The organism is Pseudomonas sp. XWY-1, from assembly GCF_002953115.1.
Lineage (GTDB): Bacteria > Pseudomonadota > Gammaproteobacteria > Pseudomonadales > Pseudomonadaceae > Aquipseudomonas > Aquipseudomonas alloputida.
This window is the reverse complement of sequence record NZ_CP026332.1, coordinates 2,542,340-2,555,017: the sequence shown is the minus strand read 5'-3', so window position 1 is coordinate 2,555,017 and position 12,678 is coordinate 2,542,340. Positions and strand designations below refer to the sequence as shown.

7 protein-coding genes are annotated in these 12,678 nt (G+C 63.6%); 2 read left to right on the top strand and 5 right to left on the bottom strand.

What is annotated here, in order from left to right:
- Positions 1 to 172: 172 nt before the first annotated feature.
- Both PRJ_RS11935 and PRJ_RS11930 read left to right on the top strand, forming a co-directional pair.
- Positions 173 to 820 (top strand): DUF1345 domain-containing protein, encoded by a 648-nt coding sequence (locus PRJ_RS11935; protein ID WP_020191439.1) that lies wholly within the window; start codon positions 173 to 175, stop codon positions 818 to 820.
- Between the two features lie 274 nt (positions 821 to 1,094).
- On the top strand, positions 1,095 to 1,355 hold the full coding sequence (locus PRJ_RS11930; RefSeq protein WP_003247746.1) for a DUF1652 domain-containing protein: 261 nt from the start codon (positions 1,095 to 1,097) through the stop codon (positions 1,353 to 1,355).
- Here the strand turns inward: PRJ_RS11930 and PRJ_RS11925 are convergent.
- From PRJ_RS11925 to PRJ_RS11905, 5 genes are all read right to left on the bottom strand, one after another.
- Positions 1,352 to 3,439: a bifunctional diguanylate cyclase/phosphodiesterase gene (locus PRJ_RS11925; protein ID WP_104961483.1), complete on the bottom strand. Its 2,088-nt coding sequence runs from the start codon at positions 3,437 to 3,439 to the stop codon at positions 1,352 to 1,354. The two genes, PRJ_RS11930 and PRJ_RS11925, sit on opposite strands and share 4 nt — an antisense overlap.
- A gap of 130 nt (positions 3,440 to 3,569) precedes the next feature.
- The gene (locus PRJ_RS11920; RefSeq protein WP_104961482.1) at positions 3,570 to 5,060 is read right to left on the bottom strand and encodes an efflux transporter outer membrane subunit; all 1,491 of its coding nucleotides are present in this window, start codon (positions 5,058 to 5,060) and stop codon (positions 3,570 to 3,572) included.
- The gene (locus tag PRJ_RS11915; RefSeq protein WP_104961481.1) at positions 5,057 to 8,164 is read right to left on the bottom strand and encodes an efflux RND transporter permease subunit; all 3,108 of its coding nucleotides are present in this window, start codon (positions 8,162 to 8,164) and stop codon (positions 5,057 to 5,059) included. Before PRJ_RS11915 ends, PRJ_RS11920 begins: the two co-directional genes overlap by 4 nt.
- Entirely contained in the window at positions 8,161 to 11,259 is a 3,099-nt protein-coding gene (locus tag PRJ_RS11910) for an MdtB/MuxB family multidrug efflux RND transporter permease subunit (RefSeq protein WP_104961480.1), read from the bottom strand. Before PRJ_RS11910 ends, PRJ_RS11915 begins: the two co-directional genes overlap by 4 nt.
- On the bottom strand, positions 11,256 to 12,563 hold the full coding sequence (locus PRJ_RS11905; protein ID WP_104961479.1) for an MdtA/MuxA family multidrug efflux RND transporter periplasmic adaptor subunit: 1,308 nt from the start codon (positions 12,561 to 12,563) through the stop codon (positions 11,256 to 11,258). Before PRJ_RS11905 ends, PRJ_RS11910 begins: the two co-directional genes overlap by 4 nt.
- Between the last annotated feature and the right edge of the window lie 115 nt (positions 12,564 to 12,678).

The window sequence follows — 12,678 nt, the reverse complement described above, 5'->3', positions numbered from 1 at the left end:
CAAAAACCTCGAGTTCAACGGATGTTGGTGTTGGAACGTGCAGTGTACTGAGAGTTGCAATGCCGTGCGATGGGGGCATCAAAGAAACCCCAGGCCCTGCAGGGTATTGCGCATCCCGCCCAACCCTATGACGGTCTAGAGTACAAACCATACCCCTTGTGAACGAGGCTCCATGGCTTTCCATCGCCTGACCCGCACCCACCCTCGCCTGAGCATCGCCGCTGCAGTCGGCCTCGCTGGCGCCTGGCTGATCCCCGCCGGTGATACCGTGCAGCACATCCTCGCTGGCTGGAACCTGGGGGTGTGGCTGTACCTGCTGCTGGTGCTCTACCTGAGCTGGACAGCCAGCCCGGAAAAGGTCCGCAAGGTCGCCGGCGTCGAAGACGAGAACGCAGGCCTGGTCCTGCTGACCGTGTGCATCGCCGCCATCGCCAGCCTTGCCGCGGTCACCCTGCAACTGGTCTCCAGCCGCGGCCTGCAAGGCACGGCCCTGGCCGTGCACTATCTTTACACCGGCCTGACCGTCGCCGGTTCCTGGCTGCTGATCGGCTGCATATTCACCCTGCATTACGCCCGCCTGTTCTATACCGGGCAAAACCACGAACCCCCACTGCGCTTCGCTGATGGCGAGCGCAACCCGGATTACTGGGACTTCCACTACTTCTCGTTCACCATCAGCGTGGCGGTGCAAACCTCAGACGTGGGCGTCGCAGGGCGTGGGTTGCGGCGGGTGGTGCTGGCGCATTCGCTGGTGGGCTTCGTGTTCAATACGGCGATTCTGGGGTTCACTATCAACATCGCCGCCGGGTTGCTGGGTTAACCCGGCCGCTCGTCTGAAAAACCTGCGCGTCGAACGTCCGCGAAAGTCACGAAACCCGATGGTTACCTCGCACCTTGCGGCCGGGAAAACGTTTGCCATGCCGCCAGCCGTCACACTGCGCCCATGACAAGGGTGTGACCAGTGTCAAGCATTCGCACATTTGTCGTACTTGCAACCGAAAATTGCGCCTAGCAGGTGCTATCTTTAGTTTCCCGGCGGCCGCATCGATGTGGCCACCCGCTCATCACGTCCAGGTACGGACAAGGAGGCTGGCATGAACAAGATGACGTTCCCCAACGCCTGCCAGGTGATGCGCTGGCATTTCCATCCGTTAGGTTTCGAGGCCAGCATGGATGCGCCACGCAGCATGGTCGCGCGGCTGTTCGACCGCGCCAGCGGTGAAACCCTGCTGGCGATTGCGGGTATCCCCTGTGCAGCGATCATGGCCGCCGCCGATGTAGAGCGCATCATCGAGGCCGTCGAGGCGGAAATGGATGCGTTCATACCCGCCTTTACCTTGCGCGATGCAGTCTAGCCCGCAGCAGTGAGTTCCGGGCCCATGGCCTGCAACTTGCTCATGAACTGCTCGGCCGGCACGGGCTGGCCCAGCAGGTAGCCCTGCAACGAATCACATCCCAGACGGGTCAGGAAGTCCTGCTGCTTGTCGGTTTCAACCCCCTCGGCAACGATACGCAGGCCCAACGCCTGGCCCAGTGCGACAATTGCCGAAACAATCGCTGCATCGTCACTGTCCTGCTCCAGATCACGTACGAAACCGCGGTCGATTTTCAGCTCGTTGGCTGGCAGGCGCTTGAGGTACATCAGGCTGGAATAGCCCGTACCAAAGTCATCAATGGACAAGTCCACGCCCATGTCGGACAGGCGCTGCAGCACGGTCAGGCTGGCGTCGGCATCGTGCATGGCGGTGGTTTCGGTAATTTCCAGTGTCAGGCAGTTGGCTGGCAAGCCGTTCTGCTGCAGGGCGCGGGCCACGCTGTCGACCAGACCGGCATGGCAGAACTGGATGGCCGACAGGTTCACCGCCATGCGCCAGCCATGGTGCCCCTGGTCCAGCCACTGACGCATCTGACGGCAGGCCTCAGTGAGTACCCACTCACCGATGGGGATGATCAGCCCGGTCTTTTCCGCCAGGCCGATGAAGCGGTCAGGCAGCAGCAGGCCCTGCTGCGGGTGCTCCCAGCGCAGCAACGCTTCGGCACCGATCGGTTGGCAGGCCTGGGCGTCGAACTTGGGCTGGTAATGCAAGCGGAACTGGCGCTGCTCCAGCGCCAGGCGCAAGTCCTGCAACAGCTGCAACTGCTGGCGCGCATTGCTGTTCATCGACACATCGAAGAAGCTGTAACCGTTCTTGCCGGCGCTCTTGGCATGGTACATGGCAGCGTCGGCGTTACGCAGCAGCTCATGCTGGTCCTGGCCGTTGCCCGGATACAGAACGATGCCCAGGCTCGCCGACAGTTGCAGGTCGTGCTCGGCGACGCGGAAAGGCCGGGAAACCAGGTTGACCTGCTTGACCGCCACGTCCATGGCATCGTTCGGCTCCTGCAGTTCCACCAGCAGCACGAATTCGTCGCCGCCAATCCGTGCCAGCGTGTCCTGGCTGTGCAGGTGGCCGCGCAGGCGGGCCGCTACCGCTTTGAGCAGAAGGTCACCGATATGATGGCCAAAGGCATCGTTGACGGGTTTGAAGCCGTCCAGATCAATGAACATCAGGGCAAAACAGCCGCCCTGCTCCGCCACTTTGGCGATGGCCTGTTCGATGCGATCGGCCAGCAGGGTACGGTTGGGCAGATCGGTGAGGGTGTCGTGCAGGGCCAGTTGGGTCAGTTCCTGGTTGGCCAAGGTCAGCGAACGGGCCAACTCGGCAGTACGTGCCTCGAGACGCGCGTCCAGCACCGAAGTCAGCAAAGCCACTGCCAGTACTGCCAGCGTGGTGATCAGCACCAGGTAAACCAGGCTGTCACCCTGCAATCCGCCCCCCAGCGCGCCGCAAAAGCTGCCCTCGGGGAAGTTCGCCGCGGCCATGCCGGTGTAATGCATGCCAACGATGGCAACGCCCATGACCACCGCCGCCAGGCCGCGGATCTGCCGTACATAGGGGGTGTGTTTGCGCAGGCGGAAGGCAATCCACAATGCCGCCGCCGAGGCGCCTACGGCAATCAGCAGCGAAGCGCCGAACAACGTCGGGTCGTAATCGATGCCAGGCAGCATGCGCAGCGCGGCCATGCCGGTGTAGTGCATGCAAGCGATACCGGCGCCCATGATCAGCGCGCCGAACCCCAACTGCAGCGCTGGCAGGCTCGGCTGGCTGACCAGCCACAAGGCAAAGCCCGAGGACAGCACAGCGATCAGCAGCGAGAACGCGGTCAGGGCCAGGTCGTACCCCAAGTCGATGGGCAAGCTGAAGGCAAGCATGCCAATGAAGTGCATCGACCACACGCCGATGCCCATGGCCAACGCACCACCGCCCATCCACAGGCAGGCAGCGCGGCCCTTGGCCGTGGCGATGCGGCCGGTCAGGTCAAGGGCGGTATAGGATGCCAGGATCGCCACGCACAGCGAAATCAACACCAGCGAAGAGGAGTAGCTACCGGTCAGCATTGAGAGTTCCAGCGCCGGGAAAGGGGGCCCGGCAAAAGCTGACGATTGTACTCAAGCTTAAGCGAAACGCACGGGGTTTTTGCGAATGGGAATGGATCCAATAACCCCAGCGCCCCGCCCTTGCGCGTGGTCAATTCTGCTCGGCAAACGCCTGCTCTGCATCCCAGCCGCCGCCCAACGCAGCCACCAGTTGCACACTGGCCACCAGGCGCCCTTGCAGCAGGTTCAGCACGCTGCGCTCGTTGCTCAGCGCCGTGGTTTGCACGTTGACCACATCCAGATAGCCGATCAGACCGGCACGGTACTGGTTCTCGGTCAGGCGCAACGACTCACGGGCGGCATCAAGCGCCTCTTGGCGCACCACGGCTTCATCGCCATACACCTTCAGCTGAACCAGCAGGTTTTCCACTTCCCTGAAGCCGTCCAGCACGGTCTGGCGGTACTGCGCCACCGTCTGGTCATACACGGCCACCGTGCGGTCGACCTCGGCGCTGCGTTTGCCGGCGTCGAACAGGGTCAGCGCCAGCTGCGGGCCCACCGACCAGTAGCGGTTGGGCAGCTCGATCCAGTTGCTGAAGCTGCTGCTGGAATAACCGCCACTCATGCTCAGGCTGAGGTCCGGGAAGTAGGCTGCCCGCGACACCCCGATGTTGGCGTTGGCCGCCATCACGTTGCGTTCGGCTGCAGCGATGTCCGGGCGCCGCTCCAGCAGCTGCGAAGGCAGCGAAACCGGTATTTGCGGCAACGCGGGAATCGCCTTGCTGTCGGCCAGGGCGAAGTCGGCCGGAGCCTTGCCCAGCAGCACGGCGATGGCGTTTTCGAACTGCGCACGCTGCCAGATCAGATCAATCAGGTCAGCCTGGGTGCTTTTGAGCTGCGTACGGGCCTGGGCCACGGCATCCGGGCCGGCGACCCCGGCGCGGTACTGGTTTTCGTTCATTCGCAGCGAGCGCTCATAAGCCGCCACGGTGGCTTCCAGCAAACGCTTCTGCTCATCGATCACCCGCAATTGCAGGTAGTTCTGCACCAGCTCCGACTGTTGGCTCAAGCGGATCGACGCAAGGTCAGCGAAACTGGCTTCGGCACTGGCCTCGTTGGCATTCAGGGTTTCGCGCAGCTTGCCCCACAGGTCGATCTCCCAGCTCACGCCCAACTGCGCGTTGTAGGTGTTGCGAATGCCGCTGCTGTTATTGGACAAGCTGGAACTGGAGCTGCCGGTGCCCTGCGCCGAACGGTTCTTGCTGGCGCTCAAGTCCAGGCTGGGGAACAGCGCCGCACGGCTGCTGCGCACCAGCGCCTGGGCCTGGCGATACTGGGCTTCTGATTGCGCCACGGTCTGGTTGCTGCGGTTAAGCTCTTCGACCAGCGCATTGAGCCCGGCATCGCCGTAGATTTCCCACCAGGCGCCACGGGCGATGGCGTCGGACGGCGAGGCCTGGGTCCAGCCTTCGGCGTGCTTGAACTGCGCCGCCGTGCTGTTCAGCTCGGGGCGGTGGTAGTCCGGGCTCAGGGTACAGGCACTGAGCAAGGCCACGCACAACCCGGCACCAAGCAGGCGCGAGCCACGGCCACGGGTCAGTGCCTGCAGGGCACGGTGAAGTGGGGTCTGGGCAAAAGTCATAGCGGGGTTTCCAGAGCGGCGTCGGTACGCACGCCGCGCCAACGGTTGAAACGGTGGCGCAGGCGGTCCAGGTACAGGTAAACCACCGGCGTCGTATAAAGGGTGAGGATCTGGCTGAACACCAGGCCACCGATGATGGTCAGGCCCAGCGGCTGACGCATTTCTGCGCCTTCAGCCTGGCTCAGCAGCAACGGCAATGCGCCAAGGATCGCCGCCAGGGTGGTCATCAGGATCGGCCGCAGGCGCAGCAGGCAGGCTCGGCGGATCGACTCTTCCGGCGAAAAGCCCTGATGGCGCTCCAGCTGCAAGGCCAGGTCGATCATCAGGATGGCATTCTTTTTCACCACCCCGATCAACAGGAACAGCCCCAGCAACGAGATCAGGCTGAACTCGCCACCGGTGACGTACAGCGCCAGCAAGGCACCGACGCCCGCCGAAGGCAGTGTCGAGAGAATGGTCAGCGGGTGTATGTAGCTTTCATACAGAATGCCCAGCACCAGGTACACCAGCAGCAGTGCGCCAAGAATCATGAAGGGCTGGCCCTGCTGGGTCTGGGCAAAGGCATCGGCAGTGCCGCCGAGCTTGGCAATCACCTCCTCGGGCAGGCCCAGTTTGGCCACCGCGCGCTCCAGTGCCGCCATGGCCTGGTCGGGGCTGTAGCCCTCGGCGACGTCGAAGGCGATGTCTTCCGAAGCGAACTGCCCTTCGTGGCTGACCCGGTCGTTGGCCAGGCTGTTCTCGTAGTGGGCGATGGTCGACAGTGGCACCCGGGCGCCGTCGGCGGTGATCACCTGCACTTGCTCCAGCGTGCTCGGGTCCCAGGCGTATTTCGGGTTGATCTCCAGCACCACCTGGTACTGGTTGAGGCTGTCGTAGATGGTGGAGATCTGCCGCTGGCTGTAGGCGTTGTTCAGTACTGCGGTGACCATGTCCATGTCGATGCCCAGGCGCTTGGCCTGATCACGGTCGACCACCAGCGTCACCTGTTGGGTACCGGCACCATCGCGGGCGTCGATGGCGGTCAGCTCAGGCAGTGCACGCAGCGCCGCGACCACCTTGGGGAACCATTCGCGCAACGCCGCCAGGTCGCCGCTTTGCAGGGTATACAGGTACTGAGAAGAGGTCTGGTCACGCCCACCGCCCCCCAGTTGCAGGTCCTGGTCAGCCATCAGGAACAGGCGCCCGCCGGGCACTTTGGGCAGTTCCTTGCGCAGGCGCTCGATCACCTTCTGCGCGTCGATCTTGCGCTCGCTGATCGGTTTCAGGCGCACCAGCACAAAGGCGTTGTTGGTACCGCTGTTGCCACCGATGAAACCGGCGACGCTCTGTACTGCCGGGTCGGCCAGCAAGGCGCGGCGGTAGATTTCCATTTTCGGCTGCATCACCGTGAACGACAGGCCGTCGTCACCCCGGATGAAGCCCATCAACTGGCCGGTATCCTGCTGGGGCATCAGCGTCTTGGGCACCACCACGTACAGGGCGATGTTGATGCCGATGGTGGCCAGCAGGCTGAGCAGGGTCAGCCGCTTGTGGCGCAGGGCCCAGCCCAGGCTGTGGTCATAGGCAGCAACCATGCGCTGATGCAGCGTGTCGCTCCAGCGCTGCAGGCGTGTCTGCTCGGCCTGTTGCGGCTTGAGCCAGCGGGCGCAGAGCATCGGTGTAAGGGTGAGCGACACCACCAGCGAGACGATGATCGCCGCCGCCAGGGTGATGGAAAACTCCTGGAACAGGTTGCGCACGATGCCGCCCATGAACAGGATGGAGACGAACACCGCCACCAGCGACACGTTCATCGACAGCAAGGTGAAGCCCACTTCCTTGGCGCCCAGGTAGGCCGCCTTCATCGGCGGCTGGCCGTTCTCGATGTGCCTGGAGATGTTTTCCAGCACCACGATGGCATCGTCCACCACCAGCCCGGTGGCAAGGATCAGCGCCATCAGCGACAGGTTGTTGAGCGAGAAACCGCACACGTACATGACTGCGAACGTACCCACCAGCGATACCGGCACCGCCAGGCTGGGGATCAGCGAGGCGCGCAGGCTGCCGAGGAACAGGTAGACCACCAGGATCACCAGCACCACGGCGATCAGCAGGGTGTGCTCGGCCTCTTTGAGGGTGGCCTTGATCACGGGCGAGCGGTCCATGGCCACGTTCAGTTGCACGCTGGCTGGCAGCAACGACTGCAGTGCCGGAAGCTGCGCCTTGATCTGGTCGACCGTTTCGATGATGTTGGCGCCGGTCTGGCGGTTGACCACCAGCAGCACCGCTGCCTGGTCGTTGAAGAAGCCGCTGTTGTAACGGTTTTCAACGCCGTCGGTGACGGTCGCCACGTCAGACAGGCGCAGAATGGTGCCGTTCTGTTGGCGGATCACCACCGGCTCGTAATCCTTGGCGCTTTCCAGCTGGTCGTTGGCCCGCACCTGCCAGTTGCGCTCGGCGTCTTCGACAAAGCCCATGGGCCGGCGCTGGTTGGCGTTGGATACTGCGGTGCGCACTTCGTCCAGCGACAGGTTGTACTGGTTGAGCAATTGCGGCTCGACGGCAATACGCACGGCCGGCAGCGAACTGCCACCGATCTGCACCTCCCCTACCCCCGACACCTGAGCCAGGCTCTGTGAAAGGATGGTGTCGGCCAGGTCATACAGCTGGCCTTTCTGCAACACATCCGAAGTCAGCGACAGCACCATGATCGGCGCCTGCGACGGGTTGATCTTCTTGTAGGTGGGCATGCTGCGCATGCCACTGGGCAGCAGGTTGCGGGTAGCGTTGATCGCCGCTTGCACCTCACGGGCTGCGCCATCGATGTCACGGCCCAACTCGAAGCCGATGACTACCCGTGTCGAACCCTGGTTGGAGCTGCTGGTGAGCGTGGTGACGCCGGCGATGCTGCCCAGCTTGCGCTCCAGCGGTGTGGCCACGGTGGACGCCATGACCTCGGGGCTGGCACCGGACAGGTTCGCCGACACCACGATCACCGGGAAGTCCATTTGCGGCAGAGGTGCCACCGGCAGCAAGCCAAAGCTGACCCCGCCCAGCAGCATGATCGCCAGGCTCAACAGCATGGTCGCCACCGGGCGACGAATGAAAGGCCCGGACAGGTTCATGCCTGGGCCTGCTTCACGTCAGTGGCCGGGCGCAGGCGGCGGGCCAGGCGATCGAAGTACAGGTAGATGACCGGAGTGGTGAACAGCGTCAGCACCTGGCTGACCAGCAACCCGCCGACCATCACCAGGCCCAGTGGCTGGCGCAGCTCGGCGCCCGAACCGGTGGCAAGCATCAGCGGCACCGCACCAAACAGCGCGGCCAGGGTGGTCATCAGGATCGGCCGGAAGCGCAGCAGCGCCGCCTGGTAGATGGCATCGCGCGGGCTCATGCCCTGATTGCGCTCGGCCTCCAGGGCGAAGTCGATCATCATGATCGCGTTCTTCTTGACGATACCGATCAGCAGGATGATGCCGATGATGGCGATCATGCCCAGGTCGTTACCGCTGATGAGCAAGGCCAGCAAGGCACCGACCGCCGCCGACGGCAGGGTCGAGAGGATGGTGATCGGGTGGATGTAGCTTTCGTACAGCACCCCCAGCACGATGTACATGGTCACCACCGCCGCCAGAATCAGCAGCAAGGTACTCGACAGCGACGCCTGGAAGGCCTCCGCCGCACCCTGGAAGCGGGTTTGCACGCCCAGCGGCATGCCGATGTCCTTCTGCACCTGCTCGATCACCTGCACGGCTTCGCCCAGCGATGCGCCGTGGGCCAGGTTGAACGACAAGGTCACCGCCGGGAACTGGCCAATGTGGGAAATAGCCAGCTGCGCTTGACGCTGCTCGATCCGCGCCAGCGCCGAAAGGCGCACCTGGCCGCCATCGGTGGCCTTGACGTGGATCGACTCCAGCGCCTGCGGGCCGATCGTGGCGGCGTCCCTGGACTGCAACACCACGCGGTACTGGCTGGCCTGGGTGTAGATGGTCGAGATCTGCCGCTGGCCGAAGGCGTCGTACAGGGCATTGGTGATCTGCGAGACGCTGATCCCCAGGCGGCTGGCCATGTCACGGTCGATTACCAGGTACACCTGCAAGCCCTTGTCCTGCAGGTCGCTGGCCACATCGGCCAGTTCCGGGCGATGCTGCAGCGCCTGCACCAGCTTGCCGCTCCACTGCGCCAGCAGGTCGGCGTCCGGCGACGACAGGCTGAACTGGTACTGGGTGCGGCTGACCCGGTCCTCGATGCTGAGGTCTTGCACCGGCTGCATGAACAGGCGGATGCCCACCAGCCGGTCGACCTGCGGCTGCAGGCGGCTGATCACTTCGCTGGCGCTGACATCGCGCTCGCCGTGGGGCTTGAGGTTGATCAGCAGGCGACCACTGTTGAGCGTGGCGTTGTCGCCGTCTACGCCAATGTAGGACGACAGGCTCTGCACGGCCGGGTCTTGCAGGATGACCTTGCTCAGGGCCTGCTGACGTTCGCTCATGGCGGCGAACGAGGTGGACTGCGGCGCTTCGGAAATACCCTGGATCACCCCGGTGTCCTGCACCGGGAAGAAGCCCTTGGGCACGACCATGTACAGGAACACCGTGAGCACCAGGCTGGCCACCGCCACCAGCAAGGTCAGCGGCTGATGCTTGAGCACCCACTGCAGGGCACTGCCGTAGTGCTGGATCAGCCAGTCGATCCAGGCGCCACTGGCGCGGTAGAAGCGGCCTTGTTCTTCTTCCTTGGGCTCGCGTTTGAGCAGACGCGCGCACATCATCGGCGTCAAGGTCAGGGACACCACCAGGGAAATCAGAATGGCCACTGCCAGCGTGATGGCGAACTCGCGGAACAGGCGACCGACCACGTCCGCCATGAACAGCAACGGGATCAGGACCGCAATCAGCGAGAAGGTCAGCGAAATCAGGGTGAAGCCAATCTGTCGGGCGCCCTTGAGTGCCGCCTGCATGGGCGTCTCGCCCTCTTCGATATGCCGGGAGATGTTCTCCAGCATGACGATGGCATCATCGACCACAAAGCCGGTGGCGATGGTCAGGGCCATGAGTGTCAGGTTGTTGACCGAGAACCCGGCCAGGTACATGACCCCGAACGTCCCGATCAGCGACAGTGGCACGGCAATCGACGGAATGAGGGTGGCGCTGAAACGGCGCAAGAAAACGAAGGTGACCATCACCACCAGAACGATGGCGATCAGCAGTTCGTGCTGCACGTCCTTGACCGCGGCGCGGATGGTCTGGGTGCGGTCGGTCAGCACCGATACATCGAGGCCCGCCGGCAGGTTGTCGGTGATCGACGGCAGCAGGCCCTTGATGCGGTCGACCACTTCGATCACGTTGGCGCCCGGCTGACGCTGGATGTTCAGCAGCACTGCGTGGTTCTGGTTCGCCCAGGCGGCCAGCCGCTCGTTCTCGGCGCTGTCGACGATTTCGGCCACATCTTTCAGGCGCAGCGGCGCACCGTTGTTGTAGGCCAGGATCAGGTTGGCGTATTCCTCGGGAGAGCGCAGCTGGTCGTTGGCATCGAGCATCGACACCCGGGTCGGGCCGTCGAAGTTGCCTTTGGGCTGGTTGACGTTGGAGGCACCGATCAGCGTGCGCACGTCATCCAGATTCAAGCCATTGGCCGCCAGGGCGTCGACGTTGACCTTGATGCGTACCGCCTGGCGCTGGCCACCGGCAATGCTGACCATGCCCACGCCGCTGATTTGCGCAAGCTTTTGCGCCACGCGGGTATCGACCAGGTCGTTGAGCTTGGGCAGCGGCATGGTCTTGCTGGAGATGGCCAGGGTCAGCACCGGGGTATCGGCCGGGTTGACCTTGTTGTACACCGGCGGTGCCGGCAGGTCACTGGGCAGCAGGTTGCTAGCGGCGTTGATCGCGGCCTGCACCTGTTGCTCGGCAACGTCCATGTTCATGTCGAGGTTGAAACGCAGGGTCAGCACCGACGCGCCGCCAGAACTGGTCGAGGCCATCTGTTCCAGGCCCGGCATCTGGCCGAACTGGCGTTCCAGCGGCGCGGTGACGGCGCTGGTCATCACCTGCGGGCTGGCGCCGGGGTAGAGGGTCATGACACGAATGGTCGGGTAGTCCACCTGCGGCAAGGCGGAAACCGGCAGCAACTTGTAGGCGATCAGCCCGGCCAGCACGATGGCCAGCATGCTCAGCGTGGTGGCGACCGGGCGCAGGATGAACAGGCGCGACAGGTTCATGCGCCCGCCTTGCCTGCTGCGTTGCCGGGTTGTGCTTCACCTGTTTGCGCCGCGCCCTTGGCTTCCTGCCCTTGCAGGTGCTGGCCCGGGCTAGTCGGCACTTGCGAGCTGTCTTCGACCACTTCCACCTTGGTGCCTTCGCGCAGGCGGTCGGTGCCTTCCAGCACCAGACGGTCGCCGGCCTTCAAGCCGTCGAGAATGACGCTGTTCTCGCCATCGCTGGCACCCACCTTCAGCTTGCGGACATTGACGGTGCTCTGCTCATTGACCACATAGGCGAAGGTGCCATCGTTGCCAAACTGGATGGCCGCGGCCGGGGCCATGACCACCTGCTTGAGGGTGTCGGCCAGCAAGCGCACGTTGACGAACTGGTTGGGGAACAGGGCCAGGTCCTTGTTCTCGAAACGGCCTTTGAACTTGAGTGTGCCAGTGGTGGTGTCGATCTGGTTGTCGATGCTGCCCAGCACACCGGTGGACTGCAGCTTGCTGTCACCGCGGTCCCAGGCCTCGACCGGCAGGCTGGCGCCACTGCGGTAGCGCTCCAGCACCGTGCTCAGTTCGGTTTCCGGCAGGGTGAAGGCGACGTTGATCGGCTCGGTCTGGGTGATCACCACCAGCGCGGTGGTGTCGTTGGCGGCCACCAGGTTGCCCAGATCGAGCTGGCGCAGGCCCACACGGCCACTGATGGGCGCACGGATCTGGGTGAAATCGAGGTTCAGGCGGGCGTCGTTGACCTGTGCCTGATTGGTCTTGACCAGCCCCTGGAACTGCGCAACCTGGGCTTCGGCGGTGTCCAGGGTTTGCTTGGCGATGCTGTCTTCGGCGTACAGGCCTTTATAGCGGGCCAGGTCGACCTGAGCATTCTTCAACTGCGCCTGGTTCTGCGCCAAGGTGCCTTCGGCCTGCTGCAGGGCGATGCGATAAGGGCGCGGGTCGATTTCGGCCAGCAGGTCGCCAGCCTTGACGCGCTGGCCTTCCTTGAAGTGGATTTTCACCAGTTCGCCAGCCACGCGGCTGCGCACATTGACCGTGTTGGTCGCGGTAACCGTGCCCAAGGCTTTGTAGTAGAGGGGGAAGTCGCCTGTCCGCACCGGCACGACGCGTACGGGTACCGGGTCGCTGGAGCCGCCAAAACCTGGGCGGCCGCCGATCATGCCCATGCCCTTGCCACCGCGCACGCCACCGGCTTCTTTATGCGCAGGCGTCGTTGCGGGCCACAGCCACCAGGCCAGTGCAGCCACCAGCAGCAGGATCAGCAGGCCGACGAGCCAGCGACGAAGGGAACGGGAATTGGACGCTTGCATGGGTTGAACGAACCTTGTTCGGAATGACGACTTGAGGAGGATGAACGATAAGCACTGCCATCGTTTTAGCAAAGGGCCTTTACCAGAGGTTTACCTTTGCCTGACGTTGCCAAGA